A 22,824-nucleotide genomic window follows, 5' to 3' on the forward strand; every position below is an offset into this window, starting at 1 on the left:
CGACCGGATGCCGGCGTAGCCGGACAGGTCGGCAACAGGCTGGTCGGCGGTGCCGCCGGGCTTGTTCGATGACGGCGACACGCCGGGCGACTCGCCGTTGAACTGGCTTTCGATGGCCGTACCTCCACGTGCCGGCCCATCGCTGGGCAGTCCCGGTGGAACACTCTAGACCCGGTGGGGGACCTTCCCCGCCGCGACATTCTCCTGCTCGCCGAGCCTAGGCCGCCGCGGCCACCGCCGTCAGCCCGGACAGACGCGAGGGTATTTCGCATTCACTCCCAGACAGTTAGCGTGCAGACGTGGCCACCGAAAGCGACAGACTCCGTGAGCGGCTCGACCGGGCGACCGCACACCTCGACCCGCCGTACGCCGTGATCGACCTCGCCACCTTCGACGGCAACGCCGACGCGCTGGCCGGCCGCGCCGGCGGCAAGCCGGTCCGTGTCGCCAGCAAGTCGGTCCGCGCCCGGGAGCTGATCGGCCGGGCGCTGGGGCGGCCGGGCTGGCACGGAGTGATGGCCTTCACCCTGCCCGAGGCGATCTGGCTGGTCCGCGCCGGCGTGACCGACGACGCGCTGGTGGCGTACCCCACCGTCGACCGGCGAGCGCTCGCCGAGCTCGCCGCCGACCCGGCGCTCGCCGCCGCCGTCACGCTGATGGTCGACGGCACCGACCAACTCGACCTCGTCGACGCCGTGCGCGCCCCCGGCGGGCGTCCCGAGCTGCGGGTCTGCCTCGACCTGGACGCCTCCTGGCGACCGCTGGGCGGGCGGGTGCACATCGGGGTGCGCCGCTCGCCGGTGCACAGCGCCCGGGCGGCCGGCGCGCTCGCCGCCACCGTCGCGGGCCGCGCCGGCTTCCGGCTCGTCGGGCTGATGTCGTACGAGGCGCAGATCGCCGGCCTCGGGGACGCGCCGCCCGGGCGGGCGGTGCTCGGCTCCGCGATCCGGCTGGCCCAGCGCGGGTCGTACCGCGAGTTGCTGGCCCGCCGGGCCGCGGCGGTGGCCGCCGTACGCGAACACGCCGACCTGGAGTTCGTCAACGGCGGCGGCACCGGCAGCGTGGCCGCGACCAGCGCCGATCCCGCGGTCACCGAGGTCACCGCGGGATCGGGCCTGTACGGGCCGACGCTGTTCGACGCCTACCGCGCCTGGCGCCCCACCCCGGCGGCGTTCTTCGCCTGCGCGGTGGTCCGCCGCCCGGCGCCCGGCCTGGCCACCGTGCTCGGCGGCGGCTGGGTCGCCTCCGGCCCGGCGGAGAACAGCCGGCTGCCCCGCCCGTGGCTGCCCGGCGGGCTGAAGCTGGTCGGCACCGAGGGGGCCGGCGAGGTGCAGACCCCGCTGGCCGGCGCGGCGGCCGCCACCCTGCGGGTCGGCGACCGGGTCTGGTTCCGGCACGCGAAGGCCGGCGAGCTGTGCGAGCACGTCAACGAGCTGCACCTGGTCGAGGGGGATGCGGTCGTGGCCACCGTGCCCACCTACCGGGGCGAGGGCCACGCCTTCCTCTGAGACTCACCGACCCGGCGCACCCCGGGCCGTCCTGCCGCTTTCCGCCGCCCGGCGCACCCCGGCCGTCGTGCCCCGCCCACCGGCCGGCGCACCCCGGCCGTTCCGTCTTTTCCGCACCTGTCGCCCGGCGCACCCCGGGTACGTCCTACGCACCGTGTCGTCCCGCGCCCCGCTTCGCGCCCGGCGCACCCCGGGCCTTCGCGTCCGGAACCGCCACCCACGCACCCGGGCCGGCGATCCGGGTCAGCCCGGCCGGCGATCCGGGTCAGCCGGGCTGACCGGCGTCGGCCGGGGCGTCGACCTGCCGGTGCAGGTAATCCCGGATCAGCGCCTTCGCCTCGGCCAGCACCCGCTCGTCACCCTCCGGCTGCCGACGGAACGCCAGCTTGATCAGCGCGTCGGCCGTCTCCACGGCGACCTCCAGGTGGAACCGGAGGTCGGGGACGTCGGTCAGGCCGAAGCGCTCGCCGAGCACGCGGGCCAGCTGGTCCGCGATCACCCCGTTGTTGTCCCGCTGCTCATCGAGCAGGTGCAGGTCGACCACGTCGCCGAAGTGCAGGGTACGGAATCCCGGGACGGTGCGGTGCATCGTGATGTACTCGTCGATCCCCGCGTCGACCCCGTCCCACCAGTGGGTCAGGTCGTCGGAGGCGAAACGCTCGTCGAGCCGCTGGAGGTAGGACTCCATCGTGCGCAGGGTGAGCGCCTGCACGATCGCCCGCTTGTCCGGAAAGAACTGGTACACCGACCCGATCGCCACCTCGGCACGCTCGGCGAGCAGGGTCGTGGTGAGCCCCTCGTACCCCACCTCGTCGACGAGTTCGGCGCAGGCGTCCAGCATCCGCTGGACCCGAGCGACACTTCGACCCTGCACCGGTACGCGGCGCAGCGGCCCGGCTGTGGCGGCTGGTGTGGACACTCGGCGCCACCCCCCTTCGACGGATGAACATATCTGCACGTCACGAGTTCGTGACTACCGGTACAACGAGCAAGACTCGATTGCGGTATTTACCTGCGACAACGTTCCTGATATGAAGTCAGTTCACATTCATGTCGAGGAGTGTGCATGGTCGGCACCGCAGCGTCCACCGCCGCCTGGTCCAACTGGGCCGGCAACCAGCGCGCCACCGCCACCGCCATCCTGCGCCCCACCTCTCTCTCCGACGTCACCGATGCCATCCGCGCCGCCGCGACGGCCGGAGACCGGATCCGGGTGGTCGGCAGCGGCCACTCCTTCACCGGCGTCGCGGTCGCCGACGGACGGCGGATGGAACTGACCGCACTGGACACCGGCGTACGCGTCGACGTCGACCGTCGACTGGTCACCGTACCGGCCGGGATCACCCTGTGCGCGCTCAACGACCTGCTCGCCGCGCACGGTCTCGCGCTGCCCAACCTTGGCGACATCGACGCGCAGACCATCGCCGGAGCGATCTCCACCGGCACCCACGGCACCGGTGCCGCGTACGGCTGCCTGTCGACGTTCGTCGAGGCGCTCACCCTCGTCACCGGCACCGGCGAGGTGCTGCGCTGCTCCGCCGACGAGAACCCCGACGTCTTCGCCGCCGCCCGCGTCTCCCTGGGCGCCCTCGGCGTGCTGGTCGAGGTCACCCTGCGCTGCGTGGACGCCTTCGTGCTGCACGCGCACGAGCGGCCGGCGCCGCTGGACGCCGTGCTGGCCGACCTGCCGACGCTGGTCGAGGGGCACGACCACGCGGAGTTCTACTGGTTCCCGTACACCGACCGGGTGCAGGTCAAGACCAACGACCGGGTGCCCGTCGACGACCGGCCGCTGCCCCGGTGGCGCGGGTGGCTGGACGACGACTTCCTCTCCAACACCGTCTTCGAGGGCGCCTGCCGGCTCGGCCGCGCCGTGCCGGCGCTCGCGCCGAAGATCAGCGCGATCTCCGCGCGGGCGCTCACCGAACGCCACTACACGGGCCGCTCCGACAGGGTGTTCTGCACCCCGCGCCGGGTCCGCTTCGTGGAGATGGAGTACGGGCTGCCGCGCGAGGCGCTCGGCGAGGCGCTCGGCGCGCTCCGGCGGATCGTGGACGGCCTGCCCTTCAAGGTGCTCTTCCCGGTGGAGGTGCGGTTCACCGCCGCCGACGACATCTGGCTCTCCCACGGGTACGGGCGCGAGTCGGCGTACGTGGCGATCCACCAGTACGTCGGCATGCCGTACGAGCCGTACTTCCGCGCGTTCGAGCAGGTCGCGGAGGGGTTGGGCGGTCGCCCGCACTGGGGCAAGCTGCACTGGCGGGACGCCGGGTCGCTGGCCCCCGCGTACCCCCGCTTCCCGGACTTCCTGGCAGTACGCGACCGCCTGGACCCCGACCGTCTCTTCACCAACCCACACCTCACCCGAATCCTCGGCTGAGCTGAGTTGAGCGGCTGCGGGGAGGATCTTGGAAGGCGATGGCCCCTCCAGGGGCCGACGACTTCCAAGATCTCAAGGAGCGTTCTTCATCCCGGCCAGCCCGCCCTGCGGAGTGCTGCGCGGAGTTGGGCGATGACCTCGGCGGGGTGGGCACGAAGGGCCCAGGACGGGAAGCGGAGGACGCGGTCTCCCTCGGCCCACAGGTCGTTCTGTCGACGCATGTCAGCCCAGGCGGCACGCGGGTCGATATGCTGACCACCGTCGATCTCGACGTGGACCCTCCACTCCTCGAAGTACGCGTCGAGGTAGCGGCGCCGCCCGCTGGCGTCACGCCGGATCATCTGCCGGATCGGTTCGGGCAGCCGTGCACGGCGCACCAGGCCGAGGAAGTCCAGCTCGGCCAGGGAATGCGCACCGCCGGCCGCGTCGGTGGCGACGCCCAGGATCAGCTTCCGGCGACGCAGTCGGGGCATCCGGTCGAGGACCTCGCGCAGGTCCTCGTCGCGCACGATCCTCTGCTGGAAGCCTGCCGCGACAATCGCCCGGGCCTCCGCGTCGGTGCCCGCCCACTGCGCCGCGTCCACGATCGAACGGGCCGGCATGGTCCGACGCGGCTGCCCGACCGCAAGCACGTCCCGCTCAGGCAGATGGGTCGTCCGGTGCACCGTTACACCCTGCGGAGGGTCCCGCCGTCGGGCGGCCGGTAGCAGGAGATGGATGGGCCGGCCGGGAAAGCCGTGCAGCCCTCCCGCCTGGGCGGCGGTCAGCCCCCCGAGCAGCGCGCCCGGCCCGGCGGCCAGTACTGCGATCCACCGGAGCTGTGCGGGGCCGATCGGCCCGTTGTGGGCGACGAAGACAGCGCGGTGAACCTGTCGCCACCGCCCGGTCGCCACCCGGTGCCTGAGCGCCTTTCGGGACAGGTGTCGTAGCGCCTGGTCGAGGCTGACTACCTCGTCCTGCCGGAAGAGCAAGCAGGTCAGGTCGTCGGCGTCGTTCCCCGGCACCGGCCGGGTCAACGCCGCGAGCGAGGCTCTTGAACGCGGACTCACGCCCCCACCATGCCCGTCCGGCACCGGTGTCAGCTGCCCCTGTGGACAACGTCAAGATCTTGGAAAGCGGCGGCCCCTGGCGAGGCCGCCGCTTTCCAAGATCCTTACGTCAGTGGCCCGACGGGGCAGGTCAGTCGGCGGTGGTGGTGGCCCTGCGGGGGGCCGCCTTCTTGGCCGGGGCCTTCTTCGCCGGGGTGGCCTTGGCCGTCGTCGTGCTCTTGGCGGCCGTGGACTTGGTCGCCGCGGCCGTCTTCTTCGTCGCCGTCGCCTTCGTCGCCGTGGCCTTCTTGGCGGGGGCCTTCTTCGCGGCGGCCTTCTTCTTCGGCGCCGGGCCCTTCGCGCGCTTCTCGGCGAGCATCTCGGAGGCTTCCTCGATGCTCAGCGCCTCCGGGGTCTGGCCCCGGCGCAGCGACGCGTTGGTCTCCCCGTCCGTGACGTACGGGCCGAACCGACCGTCCTTGATGACCAGCGGCTTCTCGGTCAGCGGGTCGACGCCCATCTCCCGCAGGGGCGGCGCGGCAGCCCGACGCTGGCGGGTCTTCGGGGCGGCCAGCAGGGCCAGCGCCTCGTCCAGCGTGACGCTGAACATCCTGTCCTCGGAGTCCAGCGAGCGGAACTCGTCGCCGCGCTTGACGTACGGGCCGTAGCGGCCGTTGTTCGCGAAGACCTCGACGCCGTCCGGGGCCACGCCGACCAGCCGGGGCAGGCTGAGCAGCTTCAGCGCCTCGTCGAGGGTGAGCGAGTCCGGCGACTGCGAGCGCAGCAGCGACGACTTGCGCTCGCCGCTGGCCACGTACGGGCCGAAGCGACCCGACTTGAGCAGGATCGGCTCGCCGGTGGCCGGGTCGTCGCCGAGCTTCCGCTCGCCCCCGCCCCCGAGGAACAGCTCGTGCACCTTCTCCGGGGTCAGCTCGTCCGGCGCCAGCCCCTCGGGGATCGGCGCCCGGTCGCCCTGGCCGCCGCCCTCCTCGCCCTCCGCGGCGGGCGCCGGCGGCTCGCCCGGCACCGCCCGCTGGAGGTACGGGCCGTAGCGGCCGACCCGGACGACGACCTCGCGGCCGTCGTCGTCGGTGAACAGCGGGATCGAGTTGACGCTGCGCGCGTCGATCTCGCTGAGGTTCTCGGTGACCAGCTTCTTCAGGCCGCCGGAGCGGGCGATGTCCCGGTCGCCGGCGCCGTTGGCGCTGCCGAAGTAGAACGCGGTGAGGAAGTCGACCGCCGCGTGGTCGCCGCCGGCGATCTCGTCCAGCTCGTTCTCCATGCTGGCCGTGAAGTCGTAGTCGACCAGGCGCGGGTAGTGCCGCTCCAGCAGGCCGATCACGGCGAACGCCAGGAACGACGGGATCATCGCCTGGCCGCGCTTGAAGACGTACCCGCGGTCCTGGATGGTCTGCATGATCGACGCGTACGTCGAGGGACGGCCGATGCCCAGCTCTTCGAGGGCCTTGACCAGCGACGCCTCGGTGTAGCGCGACGGTGGCTGGGTGTGGTGGCCCTGCGCGGCCAGCTCGTCGGCGGTGAGCGGCTGGTCCTTGACGAGGGTGGGCAGCCGGCGCTCGGCGTCCTCGGCCTCGGCGTTCTCGTCGTCGCTCGACTCGACGTACGCGCGCAGGAAGCCCGGGTCCGTGATGGTCTTGCCGGTGGCGCCGAAGTCGGCCTCCTCCTGCGCCGAGGAGACGGCGCGGATGCGCACCGAGACGCTGGAGCCGACGGCGTCGGTCATCTGCGAGGCGATGGTGCGCCGCCAGATCAACTCGTAGAGCTTGAACTCCTCGGCCGACAACTCCTTGGCCACGTCGCCCGGGGTGCGGAAGTTGTCCCCCGCCGGGCGGATCGCCTCGTGCGCCTCCTGCGCGTTCTTCACCTTGCCGGTGTAGCGGCGCGGCTCCGGCGGCACGCTGCGCTCGCCGTACAGCTCGACGATCTGCCGGCGGGCCGCCGCGATGGCGGTCTCCGACAGGTTCACCGAGTCGGTACGCATGTAGGTGATGTAGCCGTTCTCGTAGAGGCGCTGCGCGGTGCGCATCGTCTGCTGCGACGAGAACCGCAGCTTGCGGGCCGCCTCCTGCTGGAGGGTGGAGGTGATGAACGGCGCGTACGGGCGACGCCGGTAGGGCTTCTCCTCGACGCGGGTGACGGTGAACGGCCGGCCCTCCAGCCGGGCCGCGAGCCCCCGGGCCCCGCCCTCGTCCAGGTGCACCACCCCGGCGCCGGGCTTCACGCGACCCGTGGTCGGCTCGAAGTCCTTGCCGGTGGCGATGCGGTCGCCGTTCAGCGCGACCAGGGTGGCGTTGAAGTTGCGCGGCCCCTCGCCGGCGTTCGCCACGGCGAGGGTGGCCAGGATGTCCCAGTATTCCGCCGTGCGGAAGGCCATCCGCTGCCGTTCCCGCTCCACCACGATCCGGGTCGCCACGGACTGCACCCGGCCCGCCGAGAGCTTCGGCATGACCTTCTTCCACAGCACCGGGGAGACCTCGTAGCCGTAGAGCCGGTCGAGAATGCGCCGGGCCTCCTGGGCGTCGACCAGGTCCCGGTCGATCTCGCGGGGGTTGGCCACCGCCGCCTGGATCGCCGGCTTGGTGATCTCGTGGAAGACCATCCGCTTGACCGGCACCTTGGGCTTGAGGGTCTCCACCAGGTGCCAGGCGATCGCCTCGCCCTCGCGGTCCTCGTCCGTCGCCAGGAAGATCTCGTCGACCTCCTTGGCCAGCTTCACCAGCTTGCTGATCTGCTGCTTGCGGTCGGCGGAGACCACGTAGAGGGCGTGGAAGCCGTTGTCGACGTCCACCCCGAGCCGCGCCCACGGCTCGCCCTTGTACTTCGCCGGCACGTCGGCGGCGTTGCGTGGAAGGTCCCGGACGTGGCCGAAGCTGGCCTCCACGACGTATCCCGGGCCGAGGTAGCCCGAGATCGTCTTGGCCTTCGCCGGTGACTCGACGATGACCAGACGGGTGGTTCCAGCGTTGCTCGGCACGTTTCTCCCCGACCTCACTCCTGCTCGCAGCCGCGCGGTGCCCGGTTCGGGCCCGCTTCCGACCCGCCGACCCCCGGCGGCCCGGACGTCCAACGTAACGCGCCGCCCGCGTTTCGGGTTTCGCGGGCGGCAAACCGCCCCCGGCGGGGCGGCACCTTCTCTCCGGCGGTGCTGGCGGTGCCGGACGGCGCCACCGTACACCGTGCGTGTGCCGGGAGGCGGGACACTGTGACGATGGCGAACCGTCGGTCGAGGCGCCACCCGGCCGTTTTCCTGCGGATTTCCGCGTCCGGCTGTCCCGGATCGGACACCGGCGGGGCGGGGGCGGGCCGGGTCAGGGGTGGCCGGGCCAGGCCGCCGGCGGGGCGGCGGGCGGCGGGTCCCCGACCAGCTCGGCCAGGCGGGCGAGCCGGCGGCGGCCGGTGATCCGGTACGCCGGGCCGCCGTCGGCCGGCCCCAGGAGGGCCCCGGACAGGCCGACCGCGGCGAGCGCCCCGCCGACCGGCTCCCAGCACTCCTCGTCGGCCACGCCGAGCCGGAGCAGGTAGCCGGGCGGCTCGGCCACCCCCGCCGCGGCGAGCCAGAGCCGCAGCCGCCGACCGTTGAGGTGGAACCCGGCGGGCGGGCGCTTGCCGGAGCCGCGCAGCCAGGCCACCGCGAGCGGCTTCAGGGTGCGGGCGTACGAGGTGCGCACCGCGTGCCGCCCGTCGGCGGTCGCCTCCCAGGTGGCCGCCACCCCGCGCAGCGCCAGCTCGGCAACGAGCACGTGCACGCGCCAGGCGGCGTCCACCACCACCGAGAGGCGGGCCGTCCCGCCCATCCGGACCACCTCGCCCGGACCGGCGAGCAGCCCGGCGAGGTCGGCGAGGGACGGGTCCGCCGCCTCGGCGGCGAAGAACGGCAGTTGCCGGGCGGAGTCGTCGACGTCGCCCGGCGGGGGCGGGGCGACCCGCCGGGGCGCCGGCGCCACCCGGTCCGGCTCGGGTGCCGGGAACAGCGCGGGCGGCGTCAGGCCGTCCGACTCACCGGTCCCGCTCAGCGACACTCCGGCACCTCGTCGAAGGCCCGTTTCAACTCCTCCGAGTTGAGCCGGCTGGTGTCGAGCGCGCTGGCGTCGTACTCCTTGTTCAGGGTGTCCACGGCGGCCCGGACGCCGTCGTAGAAGGCGGCGGGCTGGCCGGTGCTCAGCCCGTCGATGGTGTCGCGGGCCCGGCCGTACGCGTCGCGCATCTTCTCCAGGGACGCGCGGAAGCCGGCGGAGACCTCCGCACCGTGCTCGGCCTCCGGGATGCCGGCCTGCTCGACCTTGCGCCGGGCGGTCTCGCTGGCCTGCTCCGCGCCACCGAAGAGCCGCACCAGGTTCTCCTTCGCCTGCGCCGGGGTGGTCTGGGCGGTCATCTGCTGGTCGGTGCTGCTGGTCAGCTTGCTGATCTCGGCCCGCCACGGGGTGAGCGCCGAGCAGACCGACGCCGCCCACGCCTGCGGGCTGGGGCCGCCACCGCAGCCGGCGGCCACGAGGACGAGCGTGGCCAGGACCACCGTGAGCTTTCCGGCGGTTGCCGCCCGGCACGTGCGCATGCGAAGCAGCGTACGGCCTGTGTCGAGCCGGGGCACCGGTCAGGTTTACCGCGGCGGCACGGACGGTCCCCGGCCGGCCACGCGGGCCGACCGGGGACCGGATGCCGGACGGATCAGGCGTTGACCGTCTCCGGTCGCTGGTCCGGGCTGCCCGTGCCGGTGCCGGCACCGGAGTCCGACATCGCCACGCCCTTGCGCTTGCTGAACACCACCGCCGCGACGACGATCAGCGTCGCCACCACGGCGATGCCGACCCGCAGGGCGGTGTTCTTCTCGTCGCCCACGCTCCAGGCCACCACGGCCGGCGCGATCAGCAGCGAGACCAGGTTCATCACCTTGATCAGCGGGTTGATCGCCGGGCCGGCGGTGTCCTTGAACGGGTCGCCGACGGTGTCGCCGATGACGGTCGCGGCGTGCGACTCGGAGCCCTTGCCGCCGTACGCGCCGTCCTCGACGAGCTTCTTCGCGTTGTCCCAGGCGCCGCCCGAGTTGGCCAGGAAGACCGCCATCAGCGTGCCGGCCCCGATCGCCCCGGCCAGGTACGCCGCGAGCGCACCCGGCCCGAGGCCGAAGCCGACCGCGATCGGGGCGAGGATGGCGAGCAGGCCGGGGGTCATCAGCTCCCGCTGCGCGTCTCGCGTGCAGATGTCGACGACCTTGCCGTACTCGGGACGCTGGGTGCGGTCCATGATCCCGGGCAGCTCGCGGAACTGCCGGCGGACCTCCATCACGACCGCGCCGGCCGAGCGGGAGACCGCGTTGATGGCCAGCCCGGAGAAGAGGAAGACCACCGCCGCGCCGATGATCAGGCCGACCAGGTTGCGCGGGTTCGCCACGTTCAGCGAGTTGAGGATCTCGGCGCCGACGTCGCCCACCCCCGCGTCGGAGTACGCGGTGCGCAGCGTGTCGGTGTAGGAGCCGAAGAGCGCCGTCGCGGCGAGCACGGCCGTGGCGATCGCGATGCCCTTGGTGATCGCCTTGGTGGTGTTGCCGACCGCGTCCAGCTCGGTCAGCGTCCGGGCGCCGTGCTCGTCGATGTCGCCGGACATCTCCGCCACGCCCTGGGCGTTGTCGGAGATCGGGCCGAACGTGTCCATCGCGACGATCACACCGACCGTGGTGAGCAGGCCGGTGCCGGCCAGCGCCACGGCGAACAGCGAGAGCGTGATGGAGCTGCCGCCGAGCAGGAACGCGCCGAACACGCCGGCGCCGATCAGCAGCGCCGAGTAGACCGCCGACTCCAGGCCGACGCTGATGCCGGCGAGGATGACGGTGGCGGGGCCGGTCTGGGAGCTCTTGCCGATGTCCTGCACCGGGCGCCGGTCGGTCTCGGTGAAGTAGCCGGTCAGCGCCTGGATCGCGGCGGCCAGCACGATGCCGATGACGACCGCGCCGATGGCGACGACCCGCGGGTTCTCGTCGACGTCGGTGAGCCCGCCCTCCAGCTCGGCGAAGGTGGCCGGCAGGTACGCGTACGTGGCGACCGCGACCAGCACCGCGGACAGCAGCGCGGAGATGTAGAAGGCCCGGTTGATCGCGGTCAGGCCGCTGCGGTCCGAGGCGCGCAGCCGGGTGATGAAGACGCCGACGATCGCGATGAGCACGCCGATGGTGGAGATGATCAGCGGGAAGACCAGGCCCTGCTCGCCGAAGGCGGCGCGGCCGAGGATCAGCGCGGCGACCAGGGTCACGGCGTACGACTCGAAGAGGTCGGCGGCCATGCCGGCGCAGTCGCCGACGTTGTCGCCCACGTTGTCGGCGATGGTGGCGGCGTTGCGCGGGTCGTCCTCGGGGATGCCCTGCTCGACCTTGCCGACCAGGTCGGCGCCCACGTCGGCGGCCTTGGTGAAGATGCCGCCACCGACCCGCATGAACATGGCGAGCAGCGCCGCGCCGAAGCCGAAGCCCTCCAGCACCGTCGGCGCGTCGCCCCGGAAGAAGAGCACGACCAGCGCGGCACCGAAGAGGCCGAGCCCGACGGTGAGGAAGCCGACGACGCCGCCGGTGCGGAAGGCGATCTTCATGGCGCCCTCGCGGCCGCCCTGCCGTTCCCGGGCGGCGGCGGCGACGCGCAGGTTGGCCCGGGTGGCCAGCCACATGCCGGCACCGCCGATGAACGCGCTGAACAGCGCGCCGACGACGAAGAAGGCGGAGCGCCCGATCTTCACCGCCGTCTCGCTGCCGTCGGTGTCGTGCACCGGCAGCAGGAAGAGCAGCACCACGGCGATGACCACGAAGATCGCCAGGGTGCGGAACTGCCGGAGCAGGTAGGCCGAGGCGCCCTCCTGGACCGCGCCGGAGATCTCCTGCATGTTGGTGGTGCCCTTGCCGGCGGCCAGTACGGCCTTCGTCAGTGCGGCGGCGAAGGCGAGCGCCACCAGCGCGATCACCGCGGCGATGACGACGTACGTGACGTTGTTTCCGGTGAGGGAGATCCCGCCGCCCTCGGCGGCCAAGGTGTCGGACATCTGTGTCCTCCTGTACCGAACGCTCGCGCCGGCCGGTGGAGACGCACCGACCCGGCGCCTGGATGCGGATTCGCAAGCGCGCGCCAACCCACCCCGGCGGATCAGCGATGACACCGTTCCCGCTGGTTGCGGGATGCGATCACTTGCTGACAACCCGCGTACTGTAGCCCTCCGCAGTGTCGGAGGTCACACCGAGGGGGCACCCTGTCTCGATGATCTTCGTCGCTGTGTTATGAGGAAAAATCTGATATAGGAGTCCGTCCATGACAAGGAGGCCGCGTCCCTTCCCGGGACGCGGCCTGACGGCGTGCGACACCCTCTGCCGGAGGGCGGTGGAGGTGCGGCTCGACCCCTCGCCGGGGCCGGGCGGATCAGCTTCGGCGGCCCACGGGCCAGACCATCCGCACCTCGGTGCCGATGCCCTCGTCGACCGGGCGGACCTGCAGGTCCTCGACGAAGCCGGCGAGCAACGCGAAGCCGACGCCGGTGGTGAGGTCGTCCTCGTTCAGCGACTCGTTGGCGAGCTGGTCGGCGTCCAGCGCGGCCAGGCCGAGGCCGGCCTCGATCGGCGCGCGGTCGACGACCCGCACCGCGTACGCCCCGCTGTCGGACATCTCGACGAGCACCGGGTCGGGCACGCCGTACTGCCGGTGCAGGGCGACCGCACGCGTGCACGCCTCGCCGATGGCGAGGCGCACCTCGTCGAGCAGGTCCTCGCGGACCCCGGCGCGCCGGGCGACCGCCACACCGACCAGGCGCGCGGTGCGCACGTGCACCGGGGCCGGCGAGAAGGAGAGCCGGACCGTGGCCATCACGCGCCAGCGCCGGCCGGGCCCGCGCCGATCGCCGCGTCGACCGTGGGATGCAACGGGAAGACCTGGTCGAGCGCGGTGATCCGGAAGATCTTGAGCAGCGGCTCCTTGTCGCAGACCAGCGCGAACGAACCGCCGGCCGAGCGCAGCCGCTTGAGCGCGCCCACCAGCACGCCCAGGCCGGTGGAGTCGAGGAAGTCCACCCGGCCGAGGTCGACCACGACGTGGCGGGCCCCGCCGTCGATCAGTTCGAGGAGCCGTTCCCGCAGCCGGGGGGCGGTGTAGACGTCCACCTCACCGCCGACCTCAAGCACTGTGTGCTCGCCCACGGTGCGGGTCGCCAGCGACAGCTCCATCGGTCCTCCCTCGCAAGAGCCGTAAACTCTCCTGGGCATCTAACCATCCCCGCCGGATACGGCTCTGCTCACCGGCGAAGGCATCCCCATACCCCGCTTTTCATCTCCGAACACCAGTGCGAGAGTGCAGGACGTGACCTCCGACAGCTTCAGCTCGGCACGTCTGACGCCGCGCGACGACCTGAAGCCGTCGTCCGACAGCTCCGGCTCGACACCCCCGACGCCGCGCGACGACCTGAAGCCGTCGTCCGACAGCTCCGGCACGGCGCGTCTGACGCCGCGCGACGACCTGAAGCCGTCGTCCGCAGCCACCGTATCCGCAGGCACCGGTCCCGGGCGATCGCCGGCTGACCTGCTGGGCCGGCTGCGCGCCCGCAACGGCGTCGATCCGGTCACCCACGTCGAACGGGTCCCGGCCCGGGCCGGCGAGCCCGCCCCGTGGCCGGGCTGGGCGCCGGAGGAGTTGCGCGCGGCGTTCGCCCGGCGTGGCGTGGTCGCGCCCTGGCGGCATCAGGCCGAGGCCGCCACCCTGGCGTACGACGGCCAGCACGTGGTGGTCGCCACCGGCACCGCGTCCGGCAAGTCCCTGGCCTACCAGCTCCCCGCGCTGGCCACCCTGCTCGCCGACCCCCGGGCCACCGTGCTCTACCTGGCGCCGACGAAGGCGCTCGCCGCCGACCAGTTGCGCTCCGTCGCCGCGCTGGAGCTGGAGGGCGTACGCCCCGCCTGCTACGACGGCGACACCCCGCGCGCCGAGCGGGAGTGGATCCGGCGGCACTCGCGGTTCGTGCTGACCAACCCGGACATGCTGCACCACGGCATCCTGCCCGGCCACGCCCAGTGGTCCGGGTTCCTGCGCCGGCTCGCGTACGTGGTGATCGACGAGTGCCACACCTACCGGGGGGTCTTCGGCTCGCACGTCGCGCACGTGCTGCGCCGGCTACGGAGATTGAGCGGCGCTTCGGGCCGATCCACCTCCCCCGCGCTCGCAGGCTCGCGCAAGGCGCCCGTCTTCGTGCTGGCCTCGGCGACCTCCGGCGACCCGGCGGCGGCGGCCGGGCGGCTCACCGGGCTGCCCGTCGCCGCCGTCACGGAGGACACCTCGCCGCGCGGCGGGGTGACCTTCGCGCTCTGGGAGCCGCCGCTGCTGCCGCCGGACTCCCACGCGGACCAGCAGGCGGACCTCACCCAGGTCCGCCGGTCGGCGCTGCGGGAGACGGCCGACCTGCTCGCCGACACGGTCGCCGAGGGGGTACGCACACTGGCCTTCGTGCGCTCCCGGCGCGGCGCCGAGGTGGTCGCCGCGAACACCCGCCGCGCCCTCGACGAGGCGGTGCCCGGCCTCGGCGACCGGGTGGCCGCCTACCGGGCCGGGTACCTGCGCGAGGAGCGACGCGAGCTGGAACGCGCGCTGCTGCACGGTGACCTGCTCGGGCTGGCCTCGACCAACGCGCTGGAGCTGGGCGTCGACCTGATCGGGCTCGACGCGGTGCTGATCTGCGGTTACCCGGGCACGCGGGCCTCGCTGTGGCAGCAGGCCGGCCGGGCCGGGCGCTCCGGGCAGGAGGCGCTCGCCGTGCTGGTCGCCCGGGACGACCCGCTCGACACCTATCTGGTGCACCATCCGGAGGCGCTGTTCGGGCGGCCGGTGGAGGCGACCGTGCTCGACCCCGCCAACCCGTACGTGCTGGCCCCGCAGCTCGCCCGCGCGGCCGTCGAGGCGCCGCTGACCCCTGCCGACCTGGAACTCTTCGGCGACGGGGCCAAGGAGGCGGTGGACCAGCTCGTGGCGGCGGGGGCGCTGCGACAGCGGCCGACCGGCTGGTACTGGCGGCACCGGGAACGGCCGGAGGTGGACCTGCGCGGCGAGGGCGGCGCGCCGGTCTGCGTGGTGGAGGCGGCGACCGGGCGGCTGCTCGGCACCGTCGACGGCGGCTCGTCGCACTTCCTGCTCCACCCCGGCGCGGTCTACCTGCACCAGGGCGTCTCGTACGTGGTCGACTCGCTCGACCTGGCCGACGGGTGCGCGCTGGTGCACCCCGAGGAGCCGGACTGGTCCACCCATGCCCGGGACGTCACGTCGCTGTCGGTGGTGTCGGTCCGCTCGTACGTGGACGCCGGGCCCGTCGGCCTCTTCCTCGGCGAGGTCGACGTGACCAGCCAGGTGGTGTCGTACCAGCGACGACGGATCGCCTCCGGCGAGGTCATCGACACGCGCCCGCTGGACCTACCGGCCCGGGAGCTGCGCACCGTGGCGGTCTGGTTCACCCTGTCGCCGCAGTCCCTGGTGGCCGCCGGCGTGGAGCCGGCCGACGTACCGGGCGCACTGCACGCCGCCGAGCACGCCGCGATCGGGCTGCTGCCGCTCACCGCCACCTGCGACCGCTGGGACATCGGCGGGCTCTCCACCGCCGTGCACCCGGACACCGAGGCGCCGACGGTCTTCGTCTACGACGGGCACCCCGGCGGGGCGGGATTCGCCGAGCGCGCGTACGGCACGGCCGCGGCCTGGCTGCGGGCCACCCGGGACGCGATCGCGGAGTGCGGCTGCGAGGCGGGCTGCCCGTCCTGCGTGCAGTCCCCGAAGTGCGGCAACGGCAACAACCCGCTCTCGAAGCCGGACGCGGTGAAGGTGCTGGACGTGGTGCTCGCCAACCTGCCCGACGGCGTACCGGCGCCCCGCCGGTCCGGGGATGCCGGCGGCACCCCGGATCCTCGCGCCGCTGCTCCGGGTGACGCTGCCGTCCGGGACTGACCAGCCGCCGTGCGCGCTGCCGTCCCACGCGGGGCGGATTCCGGCGGCGCGATCTCGCGGCGCGATCTGGCGGCACAATCTGGCGGCACAATCTCGCGGCACAATCTCGCGGCGCGATCTCGCGGCGGCTCGGGAGGTGGGTTCTGGCGACGAGTTCGGGCGACGAGTTCGGGCGGCGGGCTCCGGCGAGGGGTTCGGGGTGGCGGAGGCGCGGGTGACGACGGGGCCGCTCGCTACCAGAGGGCCGGCGGGACGGTTGAGCCTGTGCGACACTCCGGCCCACCCCTCGAAGGAGACTCAATGCAGCCCGACACCTTGCAGTCCCAGCAGCAGTTCCACATCCGGCAGCGGATCCGGATGATGGTCAACCAGTACGAGGTCCACGCCGTCGCACCGGACGGCTCCGAAGGCGGGATGCTGGCGTTCGCCCAGCAGAAGCGGCTCGCCTTCAAGGAGCAGGTGACGATCTACACCGACGACTCGAAGCAGCAGCCGCTGCTCGGCTTCAAGGCCCGCCAGCGCCTCGACATCGGCGCCACGTACGACGTGACCGACCACGCCGGCAACCCGATCGGCCAGTTCCGCAAGGACTTCGCCCAGTCGCTGCTCCGGTCCACGTGGCACGTGGAGCAGGCCGGCCTGCCGCAGATCACCGGCCAGGAACGCAGCATGCCGGTGGCGCTGCTGCGGCGCTTCGTCGACTCACTGTCCTGGCTGCCGTACCACTTCGACTTCGTCGCCGACGGCCAGCCCGTCTTCTCGGTGATCAAGCAGTGGGGCCTGCGCGACCGGTACGTCGTCCAGGTGCAGCACCCGCAGATCGACCGCCGACTCGTGATCGCGATGGCCGTCGCCCTCGACGCCCTCCAGGCACGCTGACCCGCCGGTGCCGGGCTACGCCTGGCGGCGCTCGACGGCGACCTGAGGTGCCGAATCACGGCGACCTGAGGTGCCGAATCACGGCGACCTGAGGTGCCGAATCACGGCGGCGCGAGGTGCCGAATCACGGCGGCGCGAGGCGGCGTTCCCGCCACCCCGCCCGGCTCCTTGCCGACCTGGTCGGGGCGACCTGGCGTCTGACCAACCCCTCTCCTGGTCAGCTCCCCTCCTGGTCAGCCCGGACCGGTCCGGCGCGGGCGGTCGCCGTGGCGGCCCGCGCCAGGCCGGGCAGCGGGGTGACGGCCACCTCCGCGGTCACCAGGAGGTCGAGGCCGTCGAGCCGGCAGTCCAGCAGTGAGCCGCCGTTGGCGGCGGCGATCTCCGCTGCCCGACCGCACGCCGCCGTTTCGCCACGGAGGGCCTGCCCGGCACCGGCGAGCGCGCCGAAGTCCGCCGCGACCCGGGCCTGCTGCCGGGCGGTCTGGGCGGCCCCGACGGCCGCCCCGAACAGGCCGACCACGACGAACACCAGCCCGACCGCGAGCAGGCAGACCGTCGCTCCGCCACGCTCCCCGCCGTTTCCTCTGCGGCGAGGCACTGACGGGCCGGTCACGGTCGGGCCGCCGGGACGCCGGGTTCCACGGCCGCGACCGCGGTCGCGGTCACGGTGATCCGGGGCAGCCGCGTGCCGAGTGCGCGTACGGGCCCTCGGACGGTGGCGGTGACCCGCTGGCCTTCGACCGTGACCGTTACCTCGGCGCCCGCCGGGGCCGCCCGGCCGGCGGCGGACGCCCCGTCCTCGCCCCGGGAGGCGGCGAGCGCCGCCTCCCGGGCCGCGTGCAGGCAGCCCGCCCTCGTGCCGACGGCGTTCACCGCGGTCAGCCCGGTGAGCAGGAGCAGCATGAGCGCCGGCAGGCCGGCCGCCAGTTCGGCGGTGAAGGAGCCCCGGTCGCGGCCGGCCGACCGGCGCCAGCTCACTTGAGCGCCCGGTCGATGACGGCGGTCAACGCGGACTGCACGTTGCCGGAGGTCAGCACCTTCAGCAGGATCCCGGCGAAGGCGACGGCGGCGAGCGTGCCGACGGCGTACTCGGCTGTGTTCATCCCGGCGTCCCCGCGCAAGCGGGCGAGAAGTTTGCGCACGTGATCGTCCTTTCTGGAGGGTGTGTCAGAGCACGTCGCCGAGAACGGCGACGATCACCGGCACCAGGCCGGCGAGAATGAAGGCCGGCAGGAAGCAGAGCCCCAGCGGCAGCACGATGAGGACGCCGGCGCGGCGGGCGGCCGCCTCGGCAGCCGTGGACCGGTCGGCGCGCAGGTCGTCGGCGAGCCGGGTCAGCGCGCCGGCCAGCGCCCCGCCGCTGTTAGAGGAGCGCAGGACGGCAGCCGTCAGCCGCTCGGCGCCCGGCACCGACGCGAGCGGCTCCCACGCCTCCTCGGGGCCGCCGCCGAGCCGCAGCAACCGGCCCACCCGGGCGAGCCGGTCGGCGAGGGGCCCGTCGAGCGCGTCCGCCACGGCCAGGACGGACCTGTCCACCGGTGCCCCCGCCCGCATCGCCGCCGCGAGAAGGTCGGCGGCGAGCGGGAGGTCGGCGGCCTCCCGCAGCCGCCGCCTGCGTACGGCCGACGGCTCGATCCGGCGCAGCATCCGGTCGAGCAGCAGCGCCGCAGGAACGGCTGTCAGCAACCCGGGCCAGCCGCCGACCACGACGGCCACGGCCAGACCACCCAGCCCGGCGGAGAGCCGGATCGCATCCGGCCGTCGTCGGGACCGCGCACCCTCCGGCGCCTCGTCACCGGTCCCGGGCACCACCGGTCGGTGAACCGAGCCGGCCGGACGTACGCCGGGCGGCGCCCCGCGCAGGGCGTGCAGGCGGCGCAGCGGCCGCCGGCCGGCGAGGAACGCGACGGCGAGCAGCGCCACCGCCGCCAGGCAGCCCGCGACCAGCACCGCCCGGAGCATCAGCTCGCCCGCCCCGGTGTCGCGCCGAGCCGCTCGGCCCAGAACAGGCCCGCGACCTGGAGACCGACGGCGGCGACCGCGCACGCACCGCCGACGGGGGTGTGCAGCAGCACCGCCACGGGGTCGACGCCGATGCCGTAGCCGAGCCCGATGCCGCCGAGCGGCAGAGCGGCGAGCAGCAACGCGGTGGCGCGCGCCCCGGCCGCCTGGGCGTCCGCGGCGGCCAGTCCCCGGTCGGTGGAGCGGGCGTCGGCCTCGATGCGCTCCAGTAGCTCGGCCAGCGGCGCGCCCGTCCGGTCGGCGAGGCGTACGGCCGCCCGCGCCAGCCGCTCCAGCCGGTCCGGGCCGTTGCCGGCGGGTCGCCGGAGCGGCTTGAGCAGCGTGTCCGCTCTGGCATTGGCGGCCCGCCCGTCGCCCGGCGCCGCATCCTGCGGTCCGATCCCGGCGGGGATTCCGACCCGTCCGAGGGTGAGTTGCTCGGCGGCGACCGGCACCGGCAGGCCAGCCCGCAGATCGGCGGCCAGCCCACAGAGTTCGTCCAGCCGACGTCGCCGGGCCCGGTCCGCCAGCTGGCCGGACTGCCGTCGGAGCAGCGCGCGGGCGGCCAGCGTGCCGTAGGCGCCGACGGCCACCGCCGCCACCGGCCCGGCCAGCAGCAGTCCGGCCGCGACGCCGGCCAGTCCCACCAGCAGCAGGGTGCGCCTCGGTGACGTGGTCAGCACACCCGACCAGTCTCGCCGTCCCGCACCGGCAGGACGGGCTGCCCGTACGTCGGGTCGACGGGTGGGTGCAGCGGTCGGGGCCGGCGCGCCGACGGGACGTCGCGCGTCCCGCCGGACGGGTGGTCGGACGGGTCCCGGCGGTCGGGACGGGCCGGGATGACCACCGGCGGGCCACAGCCAGGACGTCCGGTCCGCGACGTCCCGCGGCAGCCACTGCGCCGCGCCGCCCGGTCCGCGCCCGCTCGGAGGCACCCGGCGGACCGAGGCGGCCTGGGCGGCGGCCGGCAGGCGCGCCGGCGCGGCCACCTCGGACATCTCACCCGGTTGCCGGCCGGTCGGCACCGCCGCAGCGGCCGGGCCGGGAAACGTCTCGGCGGGACGGTCCGGCGGGGCGGGGCGGAGGTCCGGCTCCGACGCCCGACGCAGCTCGGTGACCCAGTCGACGAGCGGATCGTCCGCCCCGGTCGACGCGTTCCCTTGTGCCTCGCTCGCGAGGGCGCGCCGCCTGCTCCGAAGGCCGCCCACCAGGTTGGCCACGACGACCGCCGACGCGATCGACAGCAGCGCCACCAGCGCGTACGGGGCGCTCACTTCGGGCCCGCCGATCCGGGCCACGGCTCGCTGAGGACCGGCGGCACCGGCACGCCGCGCTCCCGCAGCAGCGCTCCGAGCGCGCGGGCGGCGGGACCGAGGCCGCGCCCGCGTACCCAGGCGGGAACCGCGGCGACCAGGCGGTCCGGGCCCTCGGGCAGGAGCAGGCACACCGACTCCAGCAGCCGCCCCTGCTCGCCCCGGCGCACCTGGAGCAGCACCTGGAGCGCGGCGGCCACCTGGGCGTGGAGCGCGGGGCGGGGCAGCCCACCGAGCATCCCGAGCGCCTCCAGCCGGGCCGGCACGTCGGAAGGGGCGTTGGCGTGCAGGGTGCCGGCACCGCCGTCGTGACCGGTGTTCAGGGCGGCGAGCAGGTCGACCACCTCCCCGCCCCGGCACTCGCCGACCACCAGCCGGTCGGGCCGCATCCGCAGTGCCTGCCGGACCAGGTCGGTCAGCCCGACCGCGCCGGAGCCCTCCACGTTGGCAGTCCTGGCCTGCAACCCGACCACGTGCGGGTGCCGGGGGTGCAGCTCGGCCGCGTCCTCCACCAGCACGATCCGCTCGGTCGACGGCACCAGCCCGAGCAGCGTGTTCAGCAGAGTCGTCTTGCCCGAGCCGGTGCCGCCGGTCACCAGGTACGCCAGCCGGGCCGCCACCACGGCGGATAGCACCGGCGCCATCGGCCGGGGCACCGTCCCCTGGCGTACCAGCTCGTCGAGGGTGAACGGCCGCTGCCGGAACGTCCGCAGGGACAGGTAGGGACCGTCGGTCGCCACCGGCGGCAGCACGGCGTGCAGCCGGGTGCCGTCGGGGAGTCGGGCGTCCGCGTACGGCGAGCCGTCGTCGAGCCGCCGGCCGGCGCTGGCGGTGAGCCGCTGGGCGAGCCGGCGAACGTCGTCGACCGTGCCGATCGGCACCGCGACCTGGTGCAGGCCCTGCCCCCGGTCCACCCAGACCCGGACGCCGTTGACCAGCACGTCGGTGACCTCCGGGTCGGCCAGCAGCGGCGCGAGCGGACCGGCGCCCACCAGGTCGTCGTGCACCCGGTCGGCCATCCGCAGCAGGGCGGTGTCGCCCAGCACGGCGGCGGTGGGTTCCGCGCGTACGGCGGACACGATCGCGGCGGGGGTGACCGGGGTCGCCGTGGCCGCGATCCGCTGCCGCACCCGGGAGGCGAGGGTGTCGCCCTCGGACGGTCCGGTCATGCCGCACCCGCCGTGGGTGTACCGGTCAGGTCGGCGACGATGCGCTGGCAGAGGGCCGCCAGCGGCCCCCGGCCGTGGGCGGCCGGTGCCTCGCCCCGCTCCAGCCCACGGGCCAACGCCGGCTCCGGCCGCAGCGTGCCGGCGAGCGGCAGCCCGAGCGCGCGGGCCACCTCGGCGGCCCCGAGCCGGCCCGGTGCCGGACCGCGCACGATCACCGACATCGCGGCGCAGTGCGGTGCGGCGGCCGCCACCACCCGGGCGGCCGCGGCGGTGGCCCGCAGTTCGGCCGGTACGACGACGAACACCTGGTCGGCCGCCTGGAGTGCGGTGACGGCAGCGTCGTCCAGTTGCCGGGGCAGGTCCACCACCACGAAGTCCCGGCCCCGCCGGGCGGCGTCGACCGTGGCCGCCATCGCCTGGGCGGGCAGGGCGAGCAGGTCGCCCCGGTCCCAGGAGAGCACCACCAGGTCGCCCCGGCTCGGCAGGGCCCGTACCAGCGTCGGCGCGTCCACCCGGCCGTCGGCGTCGGTCAGCGCCGGCCAGCGCAGCCCCTCCAACTGCTCCCAACCCAGCACCAGGTCGAGCCCACCGCCGAGCGGGTCGGCGTCGACGAGCAGGGTGCGCAGCCGGGCACGGGCGGCCGTGACCGCGAGCCCGCCGGCCAGGATGCTCGCCCCGGCGCCGCCACGCCCGCCCAGCACGGCGGTGATCCGGGCTACGCCCCGATCGGCGCCCTCCGGCCCGCACTCGGCGAACCGGTCCACCAGCCACGGCTCGGCGGCCGGCAGGACCGCCACGTGCTCGGCGCCGATCAGCTCGGCGACCTGGAAGCCGGGATCGGGCTCCCCGGACCGGCCGACCAGCACCATCCGTGGCCGCTGCGGCAGCCGCGCCCGCAGGCACGGCTGGGCCTGGTCGGCGCCGACCAGCACGAGCGGGGCGGGCAGCCAGCGGGTCCGGGCCGCCGCCGGGTCGGCGGCGAGTTCCACCTCGACGCCGCCCGCCGCGGCGAGCCGGAGCAGGTCGTCGAGCAGGTCGCCGTCCGAGGTGACGAGCAGCGGCAGTCGCCGGTGCGGCGGGACGGAGGTACGGGGTGGCATCGCGGCCTCCAGCGGTCGGGCTCCGGGGTTGCTGACCCGAGACCCTGCCCCCGATCCGCCGCCGGACGCCGCCCCACGGCACCAGCCTGTGGACAACTTCGGCGCCTGTGGACAACGCCCACTGCGCGAGTCGATCTGCTATGTCCGTCGGCCACGGCACGGCCCCTGTCGTACGCCGCCGCGTGATCCGCCACCGTGACCGACGACCTCGTGGAGCTTCTCGACCGGGCGGGCGACGCCGACCACCCGGACCGACCCGCGCCGCCGACCGACCCGCGCCGCCGACCGACCCGCGCCGCCGACCGACGCGAGCCGCGGCAGGCGGTAGCCACGCTCGGCTTTCCCCCGCACCCGCGGCAGCCCTCCGCGACGACGGCGACGGGCCGTACGCATCGATAGCCTGCGCTGTATGCACCGCAGTCGTCTGCACGCCGTCCTGATCGACGCCCCTTGCACACCACCCACGTACCTGACGGCCGGGA

At 74.3% G+C, this 22,824-nt stretch carries 19 protein-coding genes; 4 read left to right on the forward strand and 15 right to left on the reverse strand.

Features of this window, described 5'->3' with window-relative positions:
* Window positions 1-299: 299 nt before the first annotated feature.
* A complete protein-coding gene (locus ACGFZ2_RS14255) occupies window positions 300-1,508 on the forward strand; it encodes an amino acid deaminase/aldolase (RefSeq protein ID WP_393453374.1) in 1,209 nt (402 codons plus the stop codon).
* A 265-nt stretch (window positions 1,509-1,773) separates the two neighbouring features.
* Here ACGFZ2_RS14255 and ACGFZ2_RS14260 read toward each other — a convergent pair whose 3' ends face one another.
* The gene (locus ACGFZ2_RS14260; RefSeq protein ID WP_393259168.1) at window positions 1,774-2,349 is read right to left on the reverse strand and encodes a TetR family transcriptional regulator; all 576 of its coding nucleotides are present in this window, start codon (window positions 2,347-2,349) and stop codon (window positions 1,774-1,776) included.
* A gap of 225 nt (window positions 2,350-2,574) precedes the next feature.
* Here ACGFZ2_RS14260 and ACGFZ2_RS14265 point away from each other — a divergent pair, with 225 nt between their 5' ends.
* On the forward strand, window positions 2,575-3,888 hold the full coding sequence (locus ACGFZ2_RS14265) for a D-arabinono-1,4-lactone oxidase (protein WP_393453377.1): 1,314 nt from the start codon (window positions 2,575-2,577) through the stop codon (window positions 3,886-3,888).
* 86 nt (window positions 3,889-3,974) lie between these two features.
* Here ACGFZ2_RS14265 and ACGFZ2_RS14270 read toward each other — a convergent pair whose 3' ends face one another.
* From ACGFZ2_RS14270 to ACGFZ2_RS14300, 7 genes are all read right to left on the reverse strand, one after another.
* Complete coding sequence (locus tag ACGFZ2_RS14270) at window positions 3,975-4,937, reverse strand: DUF559 domain-containing protein (RefSeq protein ID WP_393453380.1); 963 nt, start codon at window positions 4,935-4,937, stop codon at window positions 3,975-3,977.
* A 130-nt stretch (window positions 4,938-5,067) separates the two neighbouring features.
* Window positions 5,068-7,911: a type I DNA topoisomerase gene (gene topA, locus ACGFZ2_RS14275; RefSeq protein ID WP_393453383.1), complete on the reverse strand. Its 2,844-nt coding sequence runs from the start codon at window positions 7,909-7,911 to the stop codon at window positions 5,068-5,070.
* 334 nt (window positions 7,912-8,245) lie between these two features.
* Entirely contained in the window at window positions 8,246-8,950 is a 705-nt protein-coding gene (locus ACGFZ2_RS14280) for a hypothetical protein (RefSeq protein WP_393453691.1), read from the reverse strand.
* A complete protein-coding gene (locus ACGFZ2_RS14285) occupies window positions 8,947-9,489 on the reverse strand; it encodes a hypothetical protein (protein WP_393257568.1) in 543 nt (180 codons plus the stop codon). Before ACGFZ2_RS14285 ends, ACGFZ2_RS14280 begins: the two co-directional genes overlap by 4 nt.
* A 113-nt stretch (window positions 9,490-9,602) precedes the next feature.
* Window positions 9,603-11,957: a sodium-translocating pyrophosphatase gene (locus tag ACGFZ2_RS14290; protein WP_393257566.1), complete on the reverse strand. Its 2,355-nt coding sequence runs from the start codon at window positions 11,955-11,957 to the stop codon at window positions 9,603-9,605.
* Window positions 11,958-12,328: 371 nt separating this feature from the next.
* Window positions 12,329-12,769, reverse strand: coding sequence for an ATP-binding protein (locus ACGFZ2_RS14295; RefSeq protein ID WP_393257563.1), 441 nt, complete (start codon window positions 12,767-12,769; stop codon window positions 12,329-12,331).
* The gene (locus tag ACGFZ2_RS14300; RefSeq protein WP_091099109.1) at window positions 12,769-13,125 is read right to left on the reverse strand and encodes an STAS domain-containing protein; all 357 of its coding nucleotides are present in this window, start codon (window positions 13,123-13,125) and stop codon (window positions 12,769-12,771) included. The genes ACGFZ2_RS14295 and ACGFZ2_RS14300 overlap by 1 nt, the downstream gene beginning before the upstream one ends.
* Before the next feature lie 64 nt (window positions 13,126-13,189).
* Here ACGFZ2_RS14300 and ACGFZ2_RS14305 point away from each other — a divergent pair, with 64 nt between their 5' ends.
* Both ACGFZ2_RS14305 and ACGFZ2_RS14310 read left to right on the forward strand, forming a co-directional pair.
* Window positions 13,190-15,880: a DEAD/DEAH box helicase gene (locus ACGFZ2_RS14305; RefSeq protein ID WP_393453694.1), complete on the forward strand. Its 2,691-nt coding sequence runs from the start codon at window positions 13,190-13,192 to the stop codon at window positions 15,878-15,880.
* 300 nt (window positions 15,881-16,180) lie between these two features.
* The gene (locus tag ACGFZ2_RS14310) at window positions 16,181-16,759 is read left to right on the forward strand and encodes a hypothetical protein (protein WP_393257561.1); all 579 of its coding nucleotides are present in this window, start codon (window positions 16,181-16,183) and stop codon (window positions 16,757-16,759) included.
* 217 nt (window positions 16,760-16,976) lie between these two features.
* On the opposite strand, the gene ACGFZ2_RS14315 is transcribed toward ACGFZ2_RS14310, so the two are convergent.
* The 7 genes from ACGFZ2_RS14315 to ssd form a co-directional block, all read right to left on the reverse strand.
* Window positions 16,977-17,372, reverse strand: a complete 396-nt coding sequence (locus tag ACGFZ2_RS14315; protein WP_393257559.1) for an Rv3654c family TadE-like protein — start codon at window positions 17,370-17,372, stop codon at window positions 16,977-16,979.
* On the reverse strand, window positions 17,369-17,737 hold the full coding sequence (locus ACGFZ2_RS14320) for a TadE family type IV pilus minor pilin (RefSeq protein ID WP_393257556.1): 369 nt from the start codon (window positions 17,735-17,737) through the stop codon (window positions 17,369-17,371). The genes ACGFZ2_RS14315 and ACGFZ2_RS14320 overlap by 4 nt, the downstream gene beginning before the upstream one ends.
* Window positions 17,734-17,862 (reverse strand): DUF4244 domain-containing protein, encoded by a 129-nt coding sequence (locus ACGFZ2_RS14325; protein WP_208418639.1) that lies wholly within the window; start codon window positions 17,860-17,862, stop codon window positions 17,734-17,736. Before ACGFZ2_RS14325 ends, ACGFZ2_RS14320 begins: the two co-directional genes overlap by 4 nt.
* Before the next feature lie 64 nt (window positions 17,863-17,926).
* The gene (locus ACGFZ2_RS14330) at window positions 17,927-18,721 is read right to left on the reverse strand and encodes a type II secretion system F family protein (protein WP_393257554.1); all 795 of its coding nucleotides are present in this window, start codon (window positions 18,719-18,721) and stop codon (window positions 17,927-17,929) included.
* Complete coding sequence (locus ACGFZ2_RS14335) at window positions 18,721-20,034, reverse strand: hypothetical protein (protein WP_393453386.1); 1,314 nt, start codon at window positions 20,032-20,034, stop codon at window positions 18,721-18,723. Before ACGFZ2_RS14335 ends, ACGFZ2_RS14330 begins: the two co-directional genes overlap by 1 nt.
* Complete coding sequence (locus tag ACGFZ2_RS14340; RefSeq protein WP_393257550.1) at window positions 20,031-21,242, reverse strand: TadA family conjugal transfer-associated ATPase; 1,212 nt, start codon at window positions 21,240-21,242, stop codon at window positions 20,031-20,033. Before ACGFZ2_RS14340 ends, ACGFZ2_RS14335 begins: the two co-directional genes overlap by 4 nt.
* Window positions 21,239-22,342 carry a septum site-determining protein Ssd gene (gene ssd, locus ACGFZ2_RS14345; protein WP_393453389.1) on the reverse strand — a complete coding sequence of 368 codons (1,104 nt, stop codon included), beginning with the start codon at window positions 22,340-22,342 and terminating at the stop codon, window positions 21,239-21,241. The genes ACGFZ2_RS14340 and ssd overlap by 4 nt, the downstream gene beginning before the upstream one ends.
* Window positions 22,343-22,824: the final 482 nt, after the last annotated feature.

It is taken from the genome of Micromonospora sp. NPDC048063 (assembly GCF_043202855.1).
Lineage (GTDB): Bacteria > Actinomycetota > Actinomycetes > Mycobacteriales > Micromonosporaceae > Micromonospora.